The 22,622-nt window shown below is 67.0% G+C and carries 24 protein-coding genes; 12 read left to right on the top strand and 12 right to left on the bottom strand.

Annotation, left to right across the window (positions count from 1 at the left end; translation table 11 throughout):
- The first annotated feature begins 59 nt into the window (after positions 1-59).
- The gene (locus LPB142_RS19445; protein WP_156506784.1) at positions 60-263 is read left to right on the top strand and encodes a hypothetical protein; all 204 of its coding nucleotides are present in this window, start codon (positions 60-62) and stop codon (positions 261-263) included.
- A 45-nt stretch (positions 264-308) separates the two neighbouring features.
- On the opposite strand, the gene LPB142_RS15120 is transcribed toward LPB142_RS19445, so the two are convergent.
- Entirely contained in the window at positions 309-1,073 is a 765-nt protein-coding gene (locus tag LPB142_RS15120) for a DUF1013 domain-containing protein (RefSeq protein ID WP_071166859.1), read from the bottom strand.
- Positions 1,074-1,204: 131 nt separating this feature from the next.
- Between LPB142_RS15120 and LPB142_RS15125 the strand changes: the two genes are divergently transcribed.
- A complete protein-coding gene (locus LPB142_RS15125) occupies positions 1,205-1,846 on the top strand; it encodes a ribonuclease T2 family protein (protein WP_071166860.1) in 642 nt (213 codons plus the stop codon).
- On the opposite strand, the gene LPB142_RS15130 is transcribed toward LPB142_RS15125, so the two are convergent.
- Positions 1,847-2,833, bottom strand: a complete 987-nt coding sequence (locus LPB142_RS15130) for an NAD(P)H-quinone oxidoreductase (RefSeq protein WP_071166861.1) — start codon at positions 2,831-2,833, stop codon at positions 1,847-1,849. It lies immediately after the preceding gene.
- A complete protein-coding gene (locus LPB142_RS15135) occupies positions 2,830-3,501 on the bottom strand; it encodes a COQ9 family protein (protein ID WP_068765502.1) in 672 nt (223 codons plus the stop codon). The genes LPB142_RS15130 and LPB142_RS15135 overlap by 4 nt, the downstream gene beginning before the upstream one ends.
- 104 nt (positions 3,502-3,605) lie before the next feature.
- Between LPB142_RS15135 and rpsU the strand changes: the two genes are divergently transcribed.
- On the top strand, positions 3,606-3,812 hold the full coding sequence (gene rpsU, locus LPB142_RS18525) for a 30S ribosomal protein S21 (protein WP_011748553.1): 207 nt from the start codon (positions 3,606-3,608) through the stop codon (positions 3,810-3,812).
- Positions 3,813-3,938: 126 nt separating this feature from the next.
- On the top strand, positions 3,939-5,387 hold the full coding sequence (locus LPB142_RS15140) for a TrkH family potassium uptake protein (protein WP_068765503.1): 1,449 nt from the start codon (positions 3,939-3,941) through the stop codon (positions 5,385-5,387).
- On the opposite strand, the gene LPB142_RS15145 is transcribed toward LPB142_RS15140, so the two are convergent.
- Complete coding sequence (locus LPB142_RS15145; protein WP_068765504.1) at positions 5,384-5,842, bottom strand: Lrp/AsnC family transcriptional regulator; 459 nt, start codon at positions 5,840-5,842, stop codon at positions 5,384-5,386. The two genes, LPB142_RS15140 and LPB142_RS15145, sit on opposite strands and share 4 nt — an antisense overlap.
- 139 nt (positions 5,843-5,981) lie before the next feature.
- Between LPB142_RS15145 and ald the strand changes: the two genes are divergently transcribed.
- A complete protein-coding gene (ald, locus tag LPB142_RS15150) occupies positions 5,982-7,100 on the top strand; it encodes an alanine dehydrogenase (protein ID WP_071166862.1) in 1,119 nt (372 codons plus the stop codon).
- Positions 7,101-7,132: 32 nt separating this feature from the next.
- Here ald and mscL read toward each other — a convergent pair whose 3' ends face one another.
- A complete protein-coding gene (gene mscL / locus LPB142_RS15155) occupies positions 7,133-7,555 on the bottom strand; it encodes a large conductance mechanosensitive channel protein MscL (RefSeq protein ID WP_068765506.1) in 423 nt (140 codons plus the stop codon).
- A gap of 125 nt (positions 7,556-7,680) precedes the next feature.
- Between mscL and LPB142_RS15160 the strand changes: the two genes are divergently transcribed.
- Complete coding sequence (locus tag LPB142_RS15160; protein ID WP_068765507.1) at positions 7,681-8,376, top strand: glutathione S-transferase N-terminal domain-containing protein; 696 nt, start codon at positions 7,681-7,683, stop codon at positions 8,374-8,376.
- 37 nt (positions 8,377-8,413) lie between these two features.
- Here the strand turns inward: LPB142_RS15160 and LPB142_RS15165 are convergent, their stop codons facing one another.
- The 3 genes from LPB142_RS15165 to LPB142_RS15175 form a co-directional block, all read right to left on the bottom strand.
- Positions 8,414-9,061 (bottom strand): hypothetical protein, encoded by a 648-nt coding sequence (locus LPB142_RS15165; protein WP_071166863.1) that lies wholly within the window; start codon positions 9,059-9,061, stop codon positions 8,414-8,416.
- A 108-nt stretch (positions 9,062-9,169) separates the two neighbouring features.
- Complete coding sequence (locus LPB142_RS15170; RefSeq protein ID WP_068765509.1) at positions 9,170-9,961, bottom strand: inositol monophosphatase family protein; 792 nt, start codon at positions 9,959-9,961, stop codon at positions 9,170-9,172.
- Positions 9,962-10,036: 75 nt separating this feature from the next.
- Complete coding sequence (locus LPB142_RS15175; RefSeq protein ID WP_071166864.1) at positions 10,037-10,942, bottom strand: LysR family transcriptional regulator; 906 nt, start codon at positions 10,940-10,942, stop codon at positions 10,037-10,039.
- A gap of 91 nt (positions 10,943-11,033) precedes the next feature.
- Between LPB142_RS15175 and metF the strand changes: the two genes are divergently transcribed.
- A complete protein-coding gene (metF, locus tag LPB142_RS15180) occupies positions 11,034-11,900 on the top strand; it encodes a methylenetetrahydrofolate reductase [NAD(P)H] (RefSeq protein ID WP_071166865.1) in 867 nt (288 codons plus the stop codon).
- Between the two features lie 97 nt (positions 11,901-11,997).
- The gene (locus LPB142_RS15185) at positions 11,998-12,483 is read left to right on the top strand and encodes a PaaI family thioesterase (RefSeq protein WP_071166866.1); all 486 of its coding nucleotides are present in this window, start codon (positions 11,998-12,000) and stop codon (positions 12,481-12,483) included.
- On the opposite strand, the gene LPB142_RS15190 is transcribed toward LPB142_RS15185, so the two are convergent.
- Complete coding sequence (locus tag LPB142_RS15190; protein ID WP_071166867.1) at positions 12,385-13,539, bottom strand: DUF2235 domain-containing protein; 1,155 nt, start codon at positions 13,537-13,539, stop codon at positions 12,385-12,387. The two genes, LPB142_RS15185 and LPB142_RS15190, sit on opposite strands and share 99 nt — an antisense overlap.
- A 111-nt stretch (positions 13,540-13,650) precedes the next feature.
- Positions 13,651-14,793 (bottom strand): type III PLP-dependent enzyme, encoded by a 1,143-nt coding sequence (locus LPB142_RS15195; RefSeq protein ID WP_071166868.1) that lies wholly within the window; start codon positions 14,791-14,793, stop codon positions 13,651-13,653.
- Positions 14,794-15,013: 220 nt separating this feature from the next.
- Between LPB142_RS15195 and LPB142_RS15200 the strand changes: the two genes are divergently transcribed.
- Positions 15,014-15,445 (top strand): Lrp/AsnC family transcriptional regulator, encoded by a 432-nt coding sequence (locus LPB142_RS15200; protein ID WP_071166869.1) that lies wholly within the window; start codon positions 15,014-15,016, stop codon positions 15,443-15,445.
- 218 nt (positions 15,446-15,663) lie between these two features.
- Complete coding sequence (locus LPB142_RS15205; protein WP_071166870.1) at positions 15,664-18,699, top strand: valine--tRNA ligase; 3,036 nt, start codon at positions 15,664-15,666, stop codon at positions 18,697-18,699.
- A gap of 88 nt (positions 18,700-18,787) precedes the next feature.
- On the opposite strand, the gene LPB142_RS15210 is transcribed toward LPB142_RS15205, so the two are convergent.
- Positions 18,788-19,573, bottom strand: a complete 786-nt coding sequence (locus tag LPB142_RS15210; RefSeq protein WP_071166871.1) for a crotonase/enoyl-CoA hydratase family protein — start codon at positions 19,571-19,573, stop codon at positions 18,788-18,790.
- A 106-nt stretch (positions 19,574-19,679) separates the two neighbouring features.
- On the opposite strand from LPB142_RS15210, the gene LPB142_RS15215 reads away from it, so the two are divergent.
- Together LPB142_RS15215 and copM are read left to right on the top strand one after the other, a co-directional pair.
- Positions 19,680-20,789 carry a pyridoxal phosphate-dependent aminotransferase gene (locus tag LPB142_RS15215; RefSeq protein ID WP_071166872.1) on the top strand — a complete coding sequence of 370 codons (1,110 nt, stop codon included), beginning with the start codon at positions 19,680-19,682 and terminating at the stop codon, positions 20,787-20,789.
- A 96-nt stretch (positions 20,790-20,885) separates the two neighbouring features.
- Positions 20,886-21,275, top strand: a complete 390-nt coding sequence (gene copM, locus LPB142_RS15220) for a CopM family metallochaperone (protein ID WP_232230901.1) — start codon at positions 20,886-20,888, stop codon at positions 21,273-21,275.
- Positions 21,276-21,298: 23 nt separating this feature from the next.
- Here the strand turns inward: copM and LPB142_RS15225 are convergent, their stop codons facing one another.
- Positions 21,299-22,504, bottom strand: a complete 1,206-nt coding sequence (locus LPB142_RS15225) for a pyridoxal-phosphate-dependent aminotransferase family protein (RefSeq protein ID WP_071166873.1) — start codon at positions 22,502-22,504, stop codon at positions 21,299-21,301.
- Positions 22,505-22,622: the final 118 nt, after the last annotated feature.

The following is a 22,622-nucleotide window of genomic DNA, read 5'->3' on the forward strand; positions in this document are numbered from 1 at the left end:
CGAGGGTGATCGCGGGGAGAGGGGATGATGCCCCCACCAATTGCCGATTGGAGATCACGATGTCGCTCGCTCGCGCCGCCAGCTCTTCCGCCCGTCTCGCCGCACCGCGCGGGAAGGCCCGACCGCAACCCATCGCCGCCGTGCGAGAGGCTTACCGGCTCGCGGAGATCGTCGTCTCGCCCGAGCATGACAGCGTGCAGGACCGGCAGAGCGCGCGCGCCAAACTGACCAAGATCCTCGCCTCGCTCACCCCGCCCGACTGACGAAAAAGCCGCCCCGAAGGGCGGCTCTTGCGGTCCGGGCGCCGATCACTTGCGATCGTCGTCGTCCTCATCCTCATCATCGCCATGCGGCAGGTTGAAGAAGCTGTCGGCATCCGAGAAATCCTTCGGATCTTCGCGCTCTTCCTCGACGGCGCCACCGCCCAGGGTGAAATTCTCCAGCCCCGCGATCGAGGACGGCAGACGCGGCTCGTCCGACATGCCGAGCGATTGCTCGGTCGAGACCAGCTTGCGACGCTCGTCATCCGACATCACGCCCTCGGCCGCGCGTTTCTTCGCCGCCTTCTGCACTTCGCTGTCGAGCTCCGATTGCCGGCACAGGCCGAGCGCCACCGGGTCGATCGCGGTCATGTTCTGGATGTTCCAGTGGGTGCGCTCGCGGATCGAGGCGATGGTGGGCTTGGTCGTGCCCACCAGCCGCGCGATCTGCGCATCGGCGAGCTCGGGGTGGAATTTCACCAGCCACAGGATCGCGTTCGGGCGGTCCTGACGCTTCGAGAGCGGCGTGTAGCGCGGCCCGCGGCGCTTGTCCTCGCCCACCGCGGCGGCGTTGAACTTCAGCCGCAGCTTGTAGAGCGGGTCGGCCTCGCCCTTGTCGATCTCTTTCTGGTCGAGCTGGTTCGAGGCGATCGGGTCGAAGCCCTTCACGCCCGCCGCCACGTCGCCATCGGCGATGCCCTGCACTTCAAGCTCGTGCATGCCGCAGAAATCCGCGATCTGCTTGAAGCTGAGCGTCGTATTGTCCACCAGCCAAACGGCGGTCGCTTTGGCCATCAGGGGCTTGTTGGTCATCGGAGCCATCCTTTACAAATCTCTCCCGTGCCGAGAAACCGGCTGCGGCCTCGGTTCCCCCGGGCCGCGGTCCATTTCTGGTGGGGAATTGGGGCGTATATAGTCAGAAATCCACTGCGAGGGAAGAGAAAATGAGAGTTTTAGCGATCTGCGCCCTGGGCCTCGCGCTTGCGGCGCCCATCGCCCGGGCGGAGGGCGAGCGCGCGGGGGATTTCGACTATTACGTCCTCGCGCTCTCGTGGTCGCCGGGCTGGTGCGCGACCGACGGCGCGGGGCGCGGCGCGGCGCAATGCGACCCGGCCAATGACGCGAGCTTCGTGCTGCACGGGCTCTGGCCGCAGGACGAGGCGGGCTATCCAAGCTATTGCCGCACCACCGCCCGCGACCCCTCGCGCGCGCAATCGGCGGCGATGGAGGATATCATGGGCTCCGATGGCGCGGCCTGGTATCAATGGAAGAAACACGGCCGCTGCGCCGGCCTTTCCGCCGCCGAGTATTATGCAACCGCCCGCGCGGCCTATGAAAGCATTGAAATCCCACAGGTTTTCAAAGCCCTGCCGAAGGATGTGCGGCTGCCCGCGAAGGTCGTCGAAGAGGCGTTTCTCGAGGCGAACCCCGGCCTCACCCGCGACGGGATCACCATCACCTGCGCCGAGGGCCGCATTCAGGAGGCGCGGATCTGCCTCACCCGCGATCTGACCCCGCGCAAATGCGGGGCCGATGTGATCCGCGATTGCACGATGACCAACGCGCTGATGGAGCGGGTGCGCTGATCAGCGCAGCTTCAGCACGATCTTGCCGATATGGGCGCCGCTTTCCATCCGCGCATGGGCGGCGGCGGCCTCCTCGAGCGGGTATTCGCTGTCAAACACCACCCGCAGCTTGCCCGCCTCGACCATCGGCCAGACCTGCGCGACGAGCGCCCGCGCGATCTCGGCCTTGGCGGCGTCCGATTGCGGGCGCAGCGTCGCGCCGGTGACCGTCAGGCGGCGCAACATGATCTGCGCGAAGTTGATCTCGGCCTTCGGGCTTTCCAGAAACGCGATGAAGACCAGCCGCCCGTCATCGGCCAAGGCCTTGATATCGCGCGCTATATAGCTGCCGCCAACCATGTCGAGGATGAGATTCGCGCCGCCCTCGGCCCGCAGCACCTCGACGAAATCCGCCTCGCGGTAGTTGATCGCGGTGGCGCCGAGGCCCTCGCAGGCCGCGCATTTCTCCGCCGAGCCGGCCGTCGCAAAGACCCGCGCGCCGAGCGCCGTGGCGATCTGGATCGCGGTCGTGCCGATCCCCGAGGAGCCGCCATGGACGAGAAACCGCTCCCCCGCCACCAGCCCACCGCGCATCACCACCGTCGACCAGACGGTGAAACAGGTCTCCGGCAGACAGGCCGCATCGCGCAGGCTGACGCCTTCGGGCACCGGCAGCGCATGGGCCGCGGGGGTGACCACATATTCGGCATAGCCCCCGCCCGGCAAAAGCGCGCAAACCGCATCGCCCACCGCCCAGCCCGCCACATCGGGGCCAAGCGCCGCCACCCGCCCCGAACATTCGAGCCCCGGCAGATCCGAGGCGCCCGGCGGCGCGCGATAGGCGCCCGCGCGTTGCAGCGCATCGGGGCGATTGACGCCCGCATAGGCCACCTCGATCAGGATCTCGCCCGGCCCCGGCACCGGCACCGCCCGCGTCACCGCGCGCAGAACCTCCGGCCCGCCCGGCGCCGAAATCTCGACCGCGCGCATCAGGCTCGGCAGGCTCATCGCGCCCCCCCCATCCGCCCGGGCAAGTCGGCAGGCTCGGGCGCCTTCACCGCGCCGAGCATCTCCTTGAGGAACGGCAGGCCGAGCACCTTGCCCTTCACCTTCTCGAAGGTCATCACGCCCTCGATCCGCCGATCGAGAAACGCCCGCGTCTCGACCCCGCCCTCGCTGTCATCGCCGAGCCAGAAGAGCACCGTCGCGCCATAGACCGCCGAGAGCGTCATCCGCTTGGTATACCAGTTGTAATCGCGGCTGGTGTCGCCCAGCGCGGCCCAGATCCGGTCGGCGGTCTCCCAGATGAGCTTGCTGCCGGTGGCGGCGTTTTGCGGCAGCGCGAAGACCGAGGCGCCGCGGCTGACGAGCTCGCGATCGACCGCCTCGAGCCGCAGCAGAACCGCCGCCGCGATCTTGTCGCGAAACTTCATCCCGGTGAAATCCGCCGCCGCGATCGCCGCCTCCATCGCCCGGTCGCCCGCGCGGTGATACTCCACCGCCAGATCCACCGCGCCGCGCGGACACACGATCCGCGCCAGCGCCTCATCGACGCCGAGATCGGCCACCGCCGCGCGGAAAGCGGGCTCCGACCAACCCTCGAACGGCACATGCGGGGTAATCGCCCCGAGCAATTCGGCCTTCAGCCGATCCACGTCCAAATGGTCGTTTTTCATGGGATTATCCTCGAACTGGGCCGTAGACAAAGCCGGGCTTCCTTGCTATATGGCCGCTTCCTGCACACTGATGCAACTCTAACTTAGGAAGGTGGTGACACCACATGCAGGTCAGCGTTCGCGACAATAACGTCGAACAGGCGCTTCGTGCTCTGAAGAAAAAACTTCAGCGCGAGGGGGTTTTCCGTGAAATGAAGCTCAAGCAACATTTCGAGAAGCCGTCCGTCAAGAAAGCGCGCGAGAAAGCTGAAGCCGTTCGCCGTGCCCGTAAACTGGCGCGGAAGAAAGCTCAGCGCGAAGGCGCTCTCTAAGAGCCTGAAAATGCTGGCGGTTTATCCGCACCGATCAACCCCCGGGGCCCCGCCATCGGGGGTTTTTTGGTTCTCACGCGGTCGTGAATTGCGCGGGCGGCGCGCAAGGTCAAAGGCTCGGTCATCATGCCCGATTTCGGTCCTGTCTTTCATCATCTCGGCCTGATCCTGCTGGCGCTCGGGGTCACGATGCTGGCGCCGGCCTGGCTCGATTTCTCGCTCGCCGACGCGAACTGGGCGCAGGTCTTCGAGGCCGCGGTGATCACGATTCTCTTCGGCGCGCTGCTTGCGCTCGCCTCGCGGGTCGACAGCGGCCATGGCCTCACGATCCGCCAGGCCTATCTGCTCACCGCCGCGATCTGGATCGTGGTGCCGGCCTTCGGCGCGCTACCCTTCATCCTCGGCAAACCCGATGTGAGCTATACCGACGCCTATTATGAGGCGGTCTCCGGCATCACGACGACGGGCTACACCGTCTTCACCGGGCTCGAGGAACTGCCGCGCTCGGTGGTGCTGTGGCGGGGCATGCTGAACTGGATGGGCGGGCTGGGGATCGCCTTTGTCGCGATGATCTTCCTGCCGGTCATGCGCATCGGCGGCATGCGCTATTTCCAGACCGAGGGCTTCGACACGCTGGGCAAGGTGCTGCCGCGCGCGCGCGATATCGCGATCTCGCTGCTGCAGGTCTATGCCGGGCTGACGCTGATCTGCACGCTGGCGTTTCTGGGCTGCGGGCTGCCGCCGCTCGATGCGCTGATCCATGCGATGGCGGCGATCGCGACGGGGGGCTTTGGCACCTATGACGCGAATTTCGCGGTCTGGTCGCCGGCGGCGCAATATGTCGGCACCGTTTCGATGCTGCTCGGCGCGATGCCCTATATCCGGTTTTTCCAGCTCGTGCAGGGCAACCCGCGCCCGCTCTGGCGCGATTCGCAGACCCGCGCCTTCCTGCGCTGGTATGGCTATTTCACCGCGATGATAGTGCTTTACCGGCTCACCCATGAGGATCTGCCGCTCGAACAGATCTTCCGCGAGACCTCGTTCAACTTCGCCTCGGTGCTCACCGGCACCGGCTTTGGCGTGAGCGGGATCGAGGCCTGGGGCTCCTTCGCGGTGGTGGCGGCCTTCCTGATCGGGCTGGTGGGCGGCTGCACCGGCTCGAGCTCGGGCGCGCTCTCGGTCTTCCGGGTCCAGATCGTCTTTGCCGCGATCCACACCGCGCTGCGCCAATTGCGCGCGCCGCATCGGGTGATCCAGCCGCGCTACGACGGCAAGACCCTCGATGACAGCACGCTTTACCCGCTCATGCTGCATGTCACCGGCTATATCCTGTCGCTCGGCGTGCTCTCGGTCGCGCTCTCGATGGCGGGGGTGGATCTGACCTCGGCGCTCTTCGCGATCTGGGGGTGCCTGGGCAATATCGGCTTCGGGATCGGGCCGATGGTGGCGCGCACCGGCACGATGGTCGATTTCAACGACACCGCGACCTGGATCATGACGCTCGCGATGCTGCTCGGCCGGCTCGGGCTGCTGGCGATCCTGGTGCTCGCGCTGCCGCGGTTCTGGCGCGCTTAAACCGGAAGCGCGGTCGTCTTGAACACCGTGCGCAGCGCGAAGCTCGATTGCATCCCCTGCACGCCGGGCAACCGCGCGAGCTTGGCGCGGTGGATGCGGGCGAAATCCTCGGTATCCTCGGCCACGACCTTCAGAAGATAATCCGCCGAGCCCGCCATCAGGTGACATTCGAGCACATCGGGGATCTTCTTGACCTCGCGCTCAAAGGCCTCGAGCACCTCATCGGCCTGCCCCGAGAGCGTGATCTCGACGAAAACCGTGGTCGGCCGGCCGAGCTTGCGGGCATCGAGCAGCGCGACATAATCGCGGATATAGCCCTCCTCCTCGAGCCGCTGCACGCGGCGGTGACAGGCCGAGGCGGAGAGGTTCACCCGCTCGGACAGCTCGGCGTTGGAGATCCGCCCGAGCTTTTGCAAAACGGTGAGGATCCGGCGATCTGTGGCGTCAATGCTCATGGGCGCGCAATCTTCTTCGGCAATTTCGGTCTCAGGCCGAAGATATGCGCGCGAAGAGCCGGGGAAATCAATGCAAATTCAACACAATTTCAACAGATCGGGCGCAGGCTGAACCTGGGGACAACCAGAGGCGGAGCCGATGAAAGTCGGATGCGTTCGGGAGATCAAGGCACAGGAATATCGCGTCGGGCTGACGCCCGAGGCGGTGACGGAGCTCGCCGCGCGGGGCCATGAGGTGCTCATCGAGAGCGGCGCGGGGGCCGGGTCGGGCTATGACGACGGCCATTACAAGGAGGCGGGCGCGCGGATCCTGCGCGATGCCGAGGGGGTGTTTGCCGCCTCCGACATGATCGTGAAGGTGAAGGAGCCGCAGGCGGAGGAGCGCGCGATGCTGCGCCGCGATCAGCTGCTCTTCACCTATCTGCACCTCGCCGCCGACCTCGATCAGACCCGCGATCTGGTCAAATCCGGCGCGACCTGCATCGCCTATGAAACGGTGACCGACCGCAACGGCGCGCTGCCGCTGCTCGCGCCGATGTCGGAGGTGGCAGGCAAGCTCGCGCCGCAGATGGGCGCTTGGGCGATGCAAAAGGCGAACGGCGGCTGCGGCGTGCTGATGGGCGGGGTCGCGGGCGTGGCGCCGGCCAAGGTCGTGGTGATCGGCGGCGGCGTCGTCGGCACGCAGGCCGCGCGGGTCGCCGCCGGGATGGGGGCGGATGTGACCATCCTCGACCGCTCGATCCCGCGGCTGCGCCAGCTCGACGAGCTCTATGGCGGCCTCTTCCGCACCGCCTATTCAAGCAAGGCGACGACCGAAGCCCTTGTTTACAAAGCCGATCTCGTGATCGGGGCGGTGCTGATCCCGGGCGCGAAGGCGCCCAAGCTGATCACCCGCGCGATGCTCGGGCGGATGAAGCCGGGCGCGGTGATCGTCGATGTCGCGATCGATCAGGGCGGCTGCACTGAGACCTCACACGCCACCACGCATGATGACCCGATCTACGAAATCGACGGTGTGATCCATTATTGCGTGGCGAACATGCCCGGCGCGGTGGCGCGCACCGCGACCCAGGCGCTCGGCAATGCGACGCTGCCGTTCCTGCTCGAACTCGCTGACAAGGGTTGGAAACGGGCCTGCGCGGAGGATCCGCATCTGCTCAACGGGCTGAATGTCCACGCCGGCCAGATCACCTGCCCGGCGGTGGGGCGCGCGCTCGGCCTGCCGTTCATCACCGGCTCGGATGCGCTCGCGATGTAAGAAAAGGCCCGGCGCAGGGCCGGGCCTTTTCCTCATTTCTTCAGCGCGTCGCGGATCTCGAGAAGCACATCGAGCTCGCTCGGCCCCGTGGGCGCGGCGGGCGCCGGCTCGGGCTTGGCGACGGCCGCGTCTTTCAGCCGGTTGACGCCCTTCACGAGCAGGAACACCACGAAAGCGATGATCAGGAAATTGATCACCGCGGTGATGAACGAGCCATAGGCGAAGACCGGCGCCCCGGCCTCGCGCGCCGCGGCGAGCGAGGCGAATTCGCCCTCGCCGAGGTTGACGAACAGGTTGGAGAAATCGATCCCGCCGGTGATCACACCGATGATCGGGTTGATCAGATCGGCGACGAGCGACGTCACGATCGCGGTGAAGGCCGCGCCGATGATGATACCAACGGCCATGTCCATGACATTGCCTTTGGCGATGAAATCCTTGAACTCTTTGATCATTTACTGCCCCTTAGCAAGCCGCATGGAGAGGCGCGGCGGGTCAGGGTTAACACGAATTTTGCCGGCTCGCATCTTTTCCTTGGGGGGAATTTCTGCTTCGCTTGGCGCAGGAAAAGGAGACCCCCATGGCCGACCTGTCAGATTTCCCGATCACCCGACGCTGGCCCGCGACCCGGCCCGATGTCCTTCAGCTCTACTCGTTGCCCACGCCCAACGGCGTCAAGGTCTCGATCATGCTGGAGGAGATCGGGCTCGACTATGAGCCGCATCTGGTGCGCTTCGATACCAACGACCAGATGACGTCGGAGTTTCTGTCGCTCAACCCGAACAACAAGATCCCCGCGATCCTCGACCCGAGCGGCCCGGGCGGCAAGCCGCTCGGCCTCTTTGAGAGCGGGGCGATCCTGATCTACCTCGCAGAGAAATCGGGGCAGCTTCTGCCGGCGGCGAACCGCTACGAGGTTCTGCAATGGCTGATGTTCCAGATGGGCGGGCTCGGCCCGATGCTGGGGCAGCTCGGCTTCTTCCACACCTTCGCCGGCAAGGAGATCGAGGATCCGCGCCCGAAGGAACGCTATCGGGCGGAGAGCGAGCGGCTCCTGAAGGTGATCGACGGTGCGCTCGCGGGGCGTGAGTGGATCGCGGGGGATTATTCGATCGCGGATATCGCGATCGCGCCCTGGCTGCGGACGCTGCGCGACTTCTACAAGGCGGGCGACCTCACCGGCTGGGACAAGCTCGCCCATGTGCCCGCCTATCTCGAGCGGTTCCTCGCGCGCCCGGCCGTGCAGCGCGGGCTGATGATCCCCAAGCGCGACTGAGCCGCGGGGGCCGGGCGACCGGCCCCGCCAAGCGCGCTCAGCGAGCGCCGGCGCGGCGCAGCGTCACCCCGGCCGAGGCCGCGAGACGGGTGGCGAGCCAGGCCGTCCAGCCCTCGGGTTGGGTGAAGTGATAGCCCTCGCCCTCCGGCATCGGGATCGGGGCGCCGGCTACGCGGGCCCGCGCCTCGGCCCGCGCCGAGAGCACGATCTCCTCGGGCGCGCGCGCCAGCGCGGCTTCGGCGAGTGTCACCGCCTCTTCGCGCGTCAGCGCGGGGTCGAAGAGCTCCACATCCTGATCGGTGCGCGCGATGAACCCGCGCAGCCGCTTTTGCGCCGCGATGATCCGCACCACCGCCTGATCGCGCTGATCCGCGTGGAAATCGAGCTCGAGCGGCAGCGTGCCCTCGAAGGACGCCAGCTCCTCGCGCAGCGATTCGGAGGCCGATTGCAGCTCCGCCGCGACATCATCGTCTTGCAACATGATCTCCGCCTCGCAGGCCGCGATCATCTCCTTGAGCGCCGAGATCCGGTTCAGCGCGATCGCCTCGGCCGCCTCGCAAAAGGCGATATCGCGCGCCGCGCGGCCGATTTCATCCATCGCCGATTCGAGCGGAAACAGCGCCCCCACGGGACGCGCCCCCGCATAGAGACGGCCGGCTTTGATCCAATTCGTATCCTGAAGCATGTTGACATCCCGCGCTAAGTTGATGCGTCGAGACTGTCACAGCAGGGTGAACAAGAAGTGAACAACACGCCCGCGTGTTCTTTTTATGTTCACCCTGTCGCGGCCCGGTCAGGCCGGCTGGCGGATGATCTTGCACAGCGGCTCAAAGAGCGCGCCATTCGCCGCGATCACCGAGCCCGAGCCGAAAATATCGCGATCTTCGCGCACCGGGCCGATGAAACCGCCGGCTTCCTTGACGAGAATCAGCCCCGCCGCGATATCCCAGGGCTGGATGCCGCGCTCCCAATAGCCGTCGTAGCGGCCCGCCGCCACATAGGCCAGATCGAGCGCCGCCGAGCCAAACCGCCGCACGCCCGCGCAGACCGGCATCAGCCGCGCGAGGTCTTGCAGCGTCGCCGGCAGGGTCGATTTGCCGCCAAAGGGCACGCCCGTCGCGAAGATCGATTCGATCATCTGCCGCCGCCCCGACACCCGCAGACGGGTCTCGTTCATGAAGGCGCCGAGGCCCTTTTCGGCGTAATAAAGCTCATCCTTGGCCGCGTCGAACACCACCCCGGCGACCACCTCGCCCTTGTGCTCGAGCGCGATCGACACCGCCCAATGCGGCAGGCCGTGGAGGAAGTTCGTGGTGCCATCGAGCGGGTCGACGATCCAGCGCCGGGTCGGGTCTTCGCCCGCATCCTCGCCGGTTTCCTCGCCAAGCCAGCCATAGCCCGGACGCGCGCCGCGCAGCTCTTCCTTGATGATCCGCTCCGCCTCACGATCGGCCTTCGAGACGAAATCGCCCGGGCCCTTCGACGAGACCTGCAGGTTCTCGACCTCACGGAAATCCTTGACCAGCGCCCGGCCCGCCTTGCGGGCGGCCTTGATCATCAGGTTGAGATTTGCGCTACCTTGCATGGGCGGACTCCTTTGGCTCAAGCGCCTCGCTTACACGGGCGCGGCTTGGATTCCAAGGGCTTTGGCGCGCCGGGCTCACGCGCGCTGGAGTTTCACCGGCTCGGTCCGCGCCAGCCGCAGGAAATGCGCCATGAAGGGCTCGGTCGCATCCTCGGCGCGCGTCGCGGCATAGAGGCGCTTGGTCAGCCCCGCCTCGGTCACCCGCCGCGTGATGTAATCGGGCTGATATTTCACCTCGCGCAGCACCCAATCGGGCAGAACCGACACCCCCCGCCCCGCCGCCACCAGCATCAAGATCACCGCGGTCAGCTCGACCTGCCGATGCGCCTTCGGCTCGACCCGCGCGGGCGTGAGCAGCATCGAGAACACATCCGAGCGCGCCCGGTCGACCGGATAGGTGATCAGCGTCTGATCGGCGAAATCCTCGGCCACGACAAAGTTCTTCTGCGCCAGCGGGCTCGTCGAAGCGGCGATGAAGGTCGGCGAATAATCGAAGAGCGGGTTGAAGGTGACGCCCTCGATCTTCTCCGGGTCCGAGGAAATCACCAGATCGACCTCCTCGCGTTCGAGCGCGGTCATCGCCTGGAAGGCGAGCCCCGGGCGGATGTCGATGTCGATATCGGGCCAGGCGCGGCGGAACTGTTCGAGCACCGGAAAGAGCCAGTCGAAACAGGCGTGGCATTCGATCGCGATATGCAACCGCCCTGCGCGGCCCTGGCGCAGCGCCTCGAACTCGGCCTCGGTCGCGGCGAGCTCGGGCAGCACCCGCTCGGCCAGCCGCAACAGCTTCATCCCCGCCGCCGAGAGCCGCAGGGGCTTCGAGCGGCGCACGAACAGCTCGACCCCCGCCTGATCCTCGAGCCCCTTCACCTGATGGCTCAGCGCCGATTGGGTGATATGCAAGATATCCGCCGCGCGCGCGAGCCCGCCCGCATCATGGATCGCCTTGATCGTGCGCAGATGTCGAAACTCGAGGTGCATCTTGTTGCCCGGCTCATAACCTTCTTGAAGTTTATGAATTTGTCTCACATCCGCGAATCTGGCACAAGGGGCCCAACGAAAGGAACCCGCCATGACCACGCCGAAGATCAGCTTTGAATTCTTCCCCCCCCAGACGCTCGACGCCTCGTTCCGTCTGTGGGAGACCGCGCAGGTCCTGGCGCCGATGAAACCCTCTTTTGTTTCCGTGACTTACGGCGCCGGTGGCACCACCCGCAAGCTCACCCACGAAGCCGTCGGCACGATCCACAAGAACTACGGCCTCAATGTCGCGGCGCATCTGACCTGCGTCGAGGCGACCCGCGCCGAGACGCTCGAGATCGTCAATTCCTACGCCGAGGTCGGCGTGACCGAGATCGTGGCGCTGCGCGGCGACCCGCCGAAGGGCGCGGCCCGCTTCACCCCCCACCCGGAGGGGTTTGAAAGCTCCGTCGCGCTGATCGAGGCCCTGGCCGAGGATGGCCGCTTCACGATCCGCTGCGGCGCCTACCCCGAGCCGCACCCCGAGGCCGCTGACCCCCTCGCCGATGTCCGCTGGCTCAAGCGCAAATGCGAAGCCGGCGCCACCTCGGCGATCACCCAGTTCTTCTTCGAGGCCGAAACCTTCTTCCGCTTCCGCGACGCCTGCGAGAAGGAAGGGATCACCGCGAAGATCATCCCGGGCATCCTGCCGATCCAGTCGTGGAAAGGCGCCAAAGCCTTCGCCCAGCGCTGCGGCACCTCGATCCCGGCTTGGGTCGAAGAGGCCTTCGAGGCCGCCACCCGCGATGGCCGCGAGGAGCTTCTGGCGACCGCGCTCTGCTCGGAGCTCTGCGACAACCTGATCCAGGGCGGCGTCGAGGATCTGCATTTCTACACCCTCAACCGCCCGCAGATGACCCGCGATGTCTGCCACGCGCTCGGCGTGGCGCCGGAGGTCAAACTCTCGAACGTCGCATGACAAAGGGGCCTTCGGGCCCCTTTTGACGTTACGGCATTTTCGCAGCGCCTTCCCCTCGGCCACGGCGTCGCTACGCTGCCCGAAAGGGAGGACCACCATGACCAGATTTGCCGAAAGCCCCGCCGATTTTCTGCCCCTCGAGGCGATCAAACAGTATTCCGGCCTTGAATACATGCAGAAAATGCTCGCCGGCGAGGTGCCCACCACCACCCTCGCCAAGGCCACGAATTACCGCATCAGCGCCGTCGCCCCCGGCCGCGTCGAGGTCACCGGCACACCCGGCTTCGAGCATACCAACGCCTTTGGCGGGGTGCATGGCGGCTGGTATGGGGTGATCCTCGACACCTGCCTGACCTGCGCGGTGATCACCGGCCTGCCGCGCGGCCAGTTCCAGACCACGCTCGAATACAAGGTCAACATGCTGCGCGCGATCCCGGTGGGCACCGAGGTGATCGGCGTGGGCGAGCTGATGCACCTGGGCCGCTCAACCGGGGTCGCCCGAGGCGAGATCCGGGGCGCGGCGGATGGCAAACTTTACGCCACCGGCTCGGCGACCTGCTTCGTCATGGGCGAGGCCGGCTGAGCCCGCCCGCCACGGCAAGGCAAAGCGGCGGCGCGGCACCGAGACGGTTTCATGAAGCCGCTCGGAGAGGTCGCGCCCCACCACCCGTGCGCCCCGCATCAGGAAGAACCGCCCCCAGAACCGCCACGAGCCCACCGAGGGCGCGTCCGGGTCGGTCGGGAACTCCGCCCGCCAGCCCGGCGGCAACGCGAGGCCCAGCGCCTCGGCCCGCTCGAGCATCCACACGAGCGGGATATTCGCCAGCGGCCGCGCCGCCTCGAAGGCGCCAAGCTGGCCGCCGATATCGCCATGCACGCCGCGAAACCAGACCTGCTCGATCCGGTTCGCGCCGGTATTCGTCGAATCCCAGATCAGCGGCGTCAGGATCCGCCGCGTCTCATGATAGGCCAGCGCCTGATAGCCGTGGTTGACCGAAGGCCCGAGCCGGTCATCGTGGAACCGCCAGCGCGGCTCGCTCAGGGCCCACAGGAGCGGCAACTGGATCCCGAGCGCGCGCACCGAATCAAACACCCCCACCATCTCGATCGGGCTCGTCTCATGGCAAAACCGCTTGCGAAAGATCCCCGCGACCGGGCTGAGCTTTTGCGCCTCATAATAGCGCCAGGCGAGGCGGACATTGCGCTCCGTCGCATGTTCGGGGCGCAAGAGGCCGGCCCGGTCGATCATCCCCGCGAGCGAGCGCGCCGCAAAGCCCCCCCGCGAATAGCCGATCAAGAAGATCCGGTCCCCCGGCCGATAGCGCATCGAGAGCCAGCCATAGGCCCGCAAGATCTGGTGGCTCACCCCCCAGCCAAACCATACATCATGCAGATCGCGCCAGGAATGCCACTGCAACCCCTTGTTGTAATGCACCGAGACGCGCGGCCCCGCGCGCCGCAACAGCCGATAGATCAGCCCGATCGAGGTCAACAACTCGGGCTTCAAGGCCCCCATCGTGCCATCGAGCAAGATCACATGATCGACCGAACCGCGGACCCGCCCCGCAGGGCTCTCGCCCGGATCGGTCGGCTCGGACCGGAACATCCGATCCCAGAGGCGCTGCAACAGCCCGCGCATCAGGCTGCCCGGCGCGGCAAGTGGAACATCACGACCATCTCTCCGCCCATAAAAACGACCTTGCCCTTCAATATAGGACAAGGTCGTAAAAGAGCTATCAACGCCCGGCGCTCAGCGCCCGAGCGTCATCGCCGTCGCGATCTCGAGCTGGCCGAAGCCGTTGAAATGGGTGTTGGTGGCGGTCGAATAGGCGCCAAGGCCATGAAAGACGATGAAATCGCCCTCCTCGAGATCGCCCGGCAGCGGCACCTCGCCCGGCAGCCGGTCGACCGAATCACAGGTCGGCCCGAAGACCACCCGCCCCACCGGCGCCGCCATCCGCCGCAGCCCCTCGGGCGAATAGACCTCGATCCGCTCGAGATTGCCCATCAAGGGCATCTCCGCCAGCGCGCCATAAACCCCGTCGTTGAGAAACACCTGCGCGCCGTCGCGCAGCGCCTTCACCCGCGTGACATGGCTGAACGCATCCGCCACCAGCCCCCGCCCCGGCTCGCAGACGAGAACCGGCCGCGCCGCGCCAAAGGCCTCCTCGCTGGCGCGCTCGATCCGCGCGAAAATCTCCTCGAGCGCCGGCGCCGGGCCCGTGCGGTGGCTCGGGAACCCGCCGCCCACGTTGAGCCGCGCGATCTCGACCCCCGCCGCACGCCCGATCTCGGCCGCGGTGCGGATATAGGCCTCCCAGGCCATCGGGTCGATGCATTGCGTGCCCGGATGGAAGGTCAGCGAAGCGCGGAACCCCGCCTGCGCCACCCGCGCCAGAAGCTCCCCCGCCCGCGCGGGCTCGGCGCCGAATTTCGCGCCGAAATCATAGGCCGCCCCCGCCACCGGCAGCTTGAAGCGCACCGAGATCTCGCAGCCCTCCGCCGGCACCATCTCGATCAGCTTCTCAAGCTCGCTCGCCGCGTCGACCGACCAGCTCTTCACCCCCGCCGCCACCGCATGCGCGATCTCGTCACGCCCGCGCACAGGGTTGTTGTAATGCAGCGCCGCACCCGGCGCGAGGCGGCGCACCAGGTCGATCTCGGCGGGCGAGGCCACGTCGAACCCGCGCACCCCGGCCGCAACCAGATTGTCGATCACCGCCTCCTCCGGGTTCGACTTGACCGCATAGGTCACCAGCCCCGGAAACCCGCGGATGAACCGCCGCGCGGTCGCCTGCAACACGGAGGGCGCAAAGACCAGCACCGGCTGCGCCGGGCGGCGATGCGCGATCAACTCGGCCGGATTGGTCCAGATCGTCTTCGACAGGCCCATTGGTTTCTCCCTCCCAATGAGCGCAGCCACCTCTTGCCCCTACTCGGGTTGGGAGACGCTTGCGCGTTGCTTCCAAGCCCAGGCCAGGTGCGTATGAGCCGCCCTTTTCCTGTCAGTTCATGCTGCGCCATATGAGGCACAATCTCACCGTGCAAAAGGGTATATTTGCTGCGAAATATCGTTATAATGACGAAACTGCCGGTCAATTTGAGGGCAAACCATGGATGACCTCGATCGTGCCATCGTCGGGCTCCTCTCGGGCGATGCGCGCATGTCGCTCGCGGTGCTCGCGCGCAAACTGAAGGTCGCGCGCTCCACCGCCCAGGCGCGCCTCGAGCGGCTCGAGACCGCGGGCGTGATCGCGGGCTATACCGTCAAGCTCGGCGAGGCGGCGCGCGCGGGGCGGCTGCGCGCCACCGTGCTCCTCGAGATCGAATTGCGCGCCCAGCCGACGATCCTGCACCGGCTCAAGGCGATCCCCGAGGTCGAGCGGATCTCGACCACCTCGGGCCGGGTCGATCTGCTGCTGCAAATCGCTGCCACCTCCACCCAACAGCTCGACAAGGTCCTCGACGAGGTCGGCGCGATCCCCGGCGTGCAGGGCTCCGAAAGCCTGATCCACCTCACCACCAAACTCGACCGCGCCGTTTGAGCCACCCCGCGGACCGGGGGCCAGCCCCCGGACCCCCGGGATATTTCGGCATCATTGAAGAGCAGGAGATCTCCCTTCAACGCTGTCCAAATATCCCGGGGGGAGGCCCGTGAGGGTCGAGGGGGCAGAGTCCCCTGCGCGCCAGAGCCCGCCGAGAAAGGCTTTTCCTTGCAGGGCGCGCGCGTTAAAGAGCCTCAAGCCCAACAAGGACGTGACCGATGACGATGGAAAAGACCTTTGACGCGCGCGAGGCCGAGCCGCGCCTCTATGCGAAATGGGAAGAGGCCGGGGCCTTCAAGGCCGGCGCCAATGCCTCGCGCCCGGAAACCTTCTGCATCATGATCCCGCCGCCGAATGTCACCGGCGCGCTCCATGTCGGCCACGCCTTCAACAACACCATCCAGGACATCCTTGTCCGCTGGCACCGGATGCGCGGCTTCGACACGCTCTGGCAGCCTGGCCAGGACCATGCCGGCATCGCCACCCAGCTGATGGTCGAGCGCGAGCTCGCCAAGACCGGCCAGCCCAAGCGCACCGAACTCGGCCGCGAGAAATTCCTCGAGAAGGTCTGGGAATGGAAGGGCCAATACGGCTCGACAATCATCAACCAGCTCAAGCGCCTCGGCTCGTCTTGCGACTGGTCGCGCAACGCCTTCACCATGTCGGGCGCCCCCGGCGCGCCGGCGGGCGAGGAGGGCAACTTCCACGACGCGGTCATCAAGGTCTTCGTCGAGATGTATAACAAGGGCCTGATCTACCGCGGCAAGCGGCTGGTCAACTGGGACCCCCATTTCGAGACCGCGATCTCCGACCTCGAGGTGGAGAATATCGAGGTCGCCGGCCACATGTGGCATTTCAAATACCCGCTCGCGGGCGGCGCCACCTACGAATATGTCGAGAAGGACGCCGAGGGCAACGTCACGCTCCGCGAAACCCGCGACTATATCTCGATCGCGACGACCCGCCCCGAGACGATGCTGGGCGATGGCGCGGTGGCCGTGCACCCCTCGGACGAGCGCTACGCCCCGATCGTCGGCATGCTCTGCGAGATCCCGGTGGGCCCGAAGGAGCACCGCCGCCTGATCCCGATCATCACCGATGAATACCCCGACCCGACCTTCGGTTCGGGCGCGGTGAAGATCACCGGCGCGCATGATTTCAACGACTATCAGGTCGCCAAACGCGCGGGCCTGCCGATGTATCGGCTGATGGATACCAAAGGCGCGATGCGCGCCGATGGCGCGAGCTACGAGGATTGCGCGCGCCGCGCGATGGAGATCTCGCGCGGTGCGGCCTTCACCGAGGCCGAGATCGACACGCTGAACCTGATCCCCGAGGAGCTGCGCGGCCTCGACCGGATGGAGGCCCGCAAGGCCGTCGTCGCCCAGATCAACGCCGAGGGCCTCGCGGTGATGACCACGGCCCTCACCAAGGACGACGAGGGCAACGAGGTCGAAACCCTTGTGCCCCATGTCGAGAACAAACCGATCATGCAGCCCTTCGGCGACCGCTCGAAAGTGGTCATCGAGCCGATGCTGACCGATCAATGGTATGTCGACGCCGAGAAGATCGTCGGCCGCGCGCTCGACGCGGTGCGCAACGGCGAGACCAAGATCCTGCCCGAGGCGGGCGAGAAGACCTATTACCACTGGCTCGAGAACATCGAACCCTGGTGCATCTCGCGCCAGCTTTGGTGGGGGCATCAGATCCCGGTGTGGTATGGGCCAAAAATGTCTGACGATGGCGACGGAATCGCGACTTGGACGTCTGGCTCCGGCCTGACGCAACCAGCTACGGACGACGTTGCCTTCTGTGCGCCGACGAAAGAAGAAGCGATTAAGCTCGCACAATCATATTACCCGCGCACCTACACGATTACGGCCACCGACGCCCCGTCGGGTGAGATCGGATTCAATAAAGATGGCCGCGGCTTGACGGTAGAGCTTTACCGCGACCCCGACGTGCTCGACACCTGGTTCTCCTCGGGCCTCTGGCCGATCGGCACGCTCGGCTGGCCGAACTGGGATGAGAGCACCTCGAAGTACTTCCCGACCGATGTGCTCGTCACTGGCGCCGACATCCTCTTCTTCTGGGTCGCTCGGATGATGATGATGCAGCTCGCCGTCATGGATCAGGTGCCCTTCCACACCGTCTACCTGCACCAGCTCGTCCGCGACGAGAAGGGCAAGAAGATGTCGAAAACCGCGGGCAACGTCATCGACCCGCTCGAGATCATCGACGAATACGGCGCCGACGCGCTGCGCATGACCAATGCCGCGATGGCCTCGATCGGCGGCGTGCTGAAGCTCTCGAAAGACCGCATCGCCGGCTATCGCAACTTCGGCACCAAGATCTGGAACGCCACGCGCTTCGCCGAGATGAACGGCGTCTTCGAGGGCCCGGCCACCGGCCTGCCCACGCCCACCCATACGGTGAACAAATGGATCATCGGCGAAACCGCCAAGGTCCGCGAGCTCGTCGATACCGCCTTCGCCGCCTATCGCTTCAATGAGGCGGCGCTTGGGCTCTACGCCTTCGTCTGGGGCAAGGTCTGCGACTGGTATGTCGAGTTTGCCAAGCCGCTCTTCGACGGGCCCGAGGCCGAGGAAACCCGCGCCACCATGCGCTGGGTGCTCGATCAGTGCTACACCATGCTCCACCCGGTGATGCCCTTCATCACCGAAGAGCTCTGGGCGCTGACCGCCCCGGAAGGCGGGCGCGCCAAGATGCTCGTCCATGCCGATTGGCCGAGCTACGGGGCCGAACTCGTCGACCCGGACGCCGACCGCGAGATGAACTGGGTGATCGACCTGATCGACACGATCCGCTCGAGCCGCACCCAGATGGGCGTGCCGGTGGGGCTGAAACTGCCGATGGTGCTCGCCGAGGCCGACGAGGCCGCCCGCGCCGCCATCGCGCGCAACGAGGCGCTGATCCTGCGCCTTGCGCGCATCGACAGCATCACCGAAACCGCGATCCCGAAAGGCGCGATCTCGATCCCGGTCGCCGGCGCGCTCTTCGGCCTGCCGCTCGAAGGCGTGATCGACGTGAAGGCCGAAAAGGCCCGCCTCGAGAAAGCCCTCGCCAAGCTCGAGAAAGAGGCCGCGGGCCTCAAGGCCAAGCTCGACAACCCGAAATTCCTCGCCAACGCCTCCGAAGAGGTGATCGAGGAAAGCCGCGACAACCTCGCCCAACGCACCGACGAGGCCGCCAAGGTCGCCGCCGCGGTCAAACGCCTCGCCGATCTCGGCTGACCCGGGGCCAGAACCCAAAACCCCCCCGCGCCGCGCGGCCGGGGGGCTTTTTCATGCCGTTTCTTCTTGGCTCAAATACGCAAATCCCTCAGCCGAACTTCGGCGCGCGCCCGGCCATGTTCGCGGCGATCACCTCCATCTGGTCGGGCTTGCCGATCAGATCGGTCTGCTCGCGGCTCTCGGCGAGCAAAACCTCCGCCGCGCCCGCCGTATAGGCCTTGGAAATCAACCGCTTCGCCGCCCGGATCGCCGAAGGGCTGCGCCCCGCGATCGCCTCGGCCAGCTCCCGCGCCCGCGCCAAGGGCTCCGCCGCGATCTCGGTCACGAGCCCGAGCGCAAGCCCCTCCTCGGCGCTCACCTCCTCGGCCGTATAGGTCATCCGCCGCAAGACATCCGCCCGCACCAGCTCGGGCAAGGTCACCATCCCGCCCATGTCCGGGATCAGCCCCCATTTCATCTCCATCACCGACAGCCGCGTCCCCGGCGCCGCGATCCGCAGATCAGCCCCCATCGCGAGCTGGAACCCCGCGCCAAAGGCCACCCCCTGCAGCGCCGCGATCACCGGCACCGGCAGCGCCCGCCAGATCAGCGAGAACTGCTGAAACCGGTTCGCCTCGCCATGGCTGCGCGGCATGATCAGCTCCTCCGCGCCCCCCGCCGCAAGCCGCGCGAAATTCACCACATCGAGCCCCGCGCAAAACGCCCGCCCCTCGCCCGCGAGCACCACCGCGCGGATATCGGCGCGCGCCGCGATCTCCTCGCCCGCCGCGATCACCGCGTCGATCATCTCGAAATCGACCGCGTTCATCTTCTCCGGCCGCGCCAGCGTCACCTGCGCGATCCCGCCCTGAACATCCATCGTCAAACGTGCCATGACACCCTCCTCTTTGCCCCGAGATTAGCGCGCCCGCACGCCCCCCGCGCGCATGACGCTGCGAAACCGCCTTGCCCGGCGCCGCCTTTGCCCCTAGGCAGATCGCATGACCGGACCTCGCTTCACCGCCCTCGCCCAGAGCCTGCCCGCCACCGTGCCCTTCGTCGGCCCGGAGGCCCAGGAACGCGCCGCCCACCGCCCCTTCGCCGCCCGCCTCGGCGCGAATGAAAACGGCTTCGGCCCCTCGCCGAAAGCCATCGCCGCGATGGCCGCCGCCGCAGGCGAGGCCTGGAAATACGGCGACCCGGAGAACCACGACCTGCGCGCCGCACTCGCCGCCGAACATGGCTGCCGGCCGGAAAACATCATCGTCGGCGAGGGGATCGACGGGCTTTTGGGCTATCTCGTGCGCCTGACCGTCGAACCGGGCGACCGGGTGGTGACCTCAGAGGGCGCCTATCCGACCTTCAATTTCCATGTCGCGGGCTATGGCGGCACGCTGGTGAAAGTGCCCTATCGCGGCGATCACGAAGACCCCGAGGCGCTGCTTGCCAAGGCCGCCGAGGTCGCCCCGAAGCTCCTCTATATCGCCAACCCCGACAACCCGATGGGCTCGCATCACCCCGGCGCCGCAATGGCCGAGATGGTCGCGCGGGTGCCCGAGGGCACGCTGTTGATCCTCGACGAAGCCTATGTCGAGCTCGCCCCGGCGGGCACGGCGGCGCCCGTCGACCCCGATGACCCGCGCGTGATCCGGATGCGGACGTTTTCCAAGGCCCATGGGCTCGCGGGCGCGCGGGTGGGCTATGCGATCGGCGCCGCGCCGCTGATCGCGGCCTTCGACAAGGTGCGCAACCATTTCGGCATGAGCCGGATCAGCCAGGCGGGCGCGCTCGCCGCGCTTGGCGACAAGACCTGGGCGGCCTATATGCACCGCCTCGTGGCGGCCTCGCGCGACAGCCTCGCCGAGATCGCGCGCGCGAACGGCCTCACGGCCCTGCCCTCGGCCACCAATTTCGTCGCGATCGATTGCGGGGCGGACGGCGCCTTCGCGCGCCGCGTGCTGACCGAGCTCACCGCCGCAGGCATCTTCGTGCGCATGCCGGGCGTGGCGCCGCTCGATCGCTGCATCCGCGTCTCCTGCGGCCCCGAGGCCGAGCTCGCCGCCTTTGCCGCCGCGCTGCCCGGCGCGCTCGCCCGCGCCCGCCAAGGCTGAGCGAAAGCGCGCGACTCACGGCGCGCTCGCCGCTTGGTGATTTGCCCAATGCGGCGCCCTGCCGCACCTTCTGGCCAACCGCAACAGGAGAGCCAGATGAGCAGAATCACCCGCGCCCGCCGCATCGCCATGCTCAGCCCGATCGCCTTCGCGATCGCTTTCGGGGCCTATGCCCAGGAGAGCCACATGGGCCATTCGATGGCCGAGGCCCAGGCCACCGCCGAGGCCGCCCCCTCGACGACCGCCTTTATCAACGCCAATGCCAAGATGCATGAGGCGATGGCCGTGCCCTATACCGGCGACGCCGACGTGGATTTCGTCCGCGCGATGATCCCCCACCACGAGGGCGCGATCGAGATGGCCAAGGTCGTGCGCGATTACGGCGACGACCCGGAGGTGCGCAAACTCGCCGACGAGATCATCGCCGCCCAACAAGAGGAGATCGACTGGATGGTCGACTGGCTCGAAAAACACGGCCAGCCGTAACCCCCCGGCCGATCAAACCGCCCTCAGACCGCCGCGCGCGCGATCGCGGCCGCGGCGGCGCCCAGCCCGCCCTCGCCATGCGGGATGCCGAGCGCCTTCAGCCCCGCCTCCATCACCGCCAGCGTGCCAAGCGTCATATGCGCGTTCACATGGCCCATATGCGCCACGCGCAGAAAATCGCCCGCCTGCGGGGTGCCGGGTTCGGCCATGCCCAGCCCGATCCCGAGCGTGACCCCCGCCTTCTGCTCGGCCCAGGCACGCAACCGCGCCGCCCCGCCGCCGCCGATCCGCGCCGCGGTGACCGACGAGCCCCGGAACGCCGGGTCCGCGACATTGAGCCCGAGATCGCCGCCCTGCCCCCAGGCATCGAACGCCGCCCAGACCGCGCCCGCGAGCGCCCGGTGCCGCGCCCAGACATTCTCGAGCCCCTCCTCATCGAGGATCATCGCCAGCGATTCGCGCAGCCCGAAAAGGTGATGCGTCGGCGCCGTGCCCGCGAAATGCAGATAATAAGCCTCGGCAAAAATCCGCGGGTTCCAGTTCCAATAGGGCGTCGCGAGATCCGAGCCCCGGCAGGCCGCGACCGCCTTGTCCGAGACCCAGACAAACCCGAGCCCCGGCGGCACCATCAGCCCCTTCTGGCTCGCCCCCACCATCACATCGACGCCCCAGTCGTCGAACCGGAACTCATCGCAGCCGATCGAGGCCACGCAATCCACCGCCAGAAGCGCCGGGTGCCCCGCCGCATCGATCGCCGCGCGCATCGCCGCGATATCGTTGCGGATCGAGGTCGCGGTATCGACATGGGTGACCAGCACCGCCTTGATCTTGCGCGCGGTATCGGCGCGCAAGGCGGCCTCGAGGCGGCCCGGGTCGGCCGGCGTCTGAAGCCCGAAATCCACCACCTCGACCTCGACCCCCATCGCGCGGGCGTGCTCGGCCCAGCCGATCCCGAACCGCCCCGTCGCCAGCACGAGCGCCTTGTCGCCGCGCGAGAAGAGGTTCGCGATCGCCGCCTCCCAGGTGCCGTGGCCGTTCGAGATATAGATCGCGACATGCCCCGAAGAGAGCGCCACCCGGCGCAAATCGGCCAAGATCTGTGCGGTCATCTCGACGATCTCGCCCTCATAGATATTGGGCGCAGCGCGGTGCATGGCGCGCAATACGCGGTCGGGCATGGCCGAGGGGCCGGGGATGGCGAGGTAGGGGCGGCCGTGGGCGAGGCTCATGGGGGTCTCCTTCTGTGTGCCCCATCGGTAAGCCGCCGCCCCGGCGCGGTCAACGCCCGCCCGGCGGGGGGCCGCCTTGCGGGGCGCGCCTTGCTTGCCGCATCCGCGCTTTCACGCT

Source organism: Rhodobacter xanthinilyticus, assembly GCF_001856665.1.
GTDB classification, from domain to species: Bacteria; Pseudomonadota; Alphaproteobacteria; order Rhodobacterales; family Rhodobacteraceae; genus Rhodobacter; species Rhodobacter xanthinilyticus.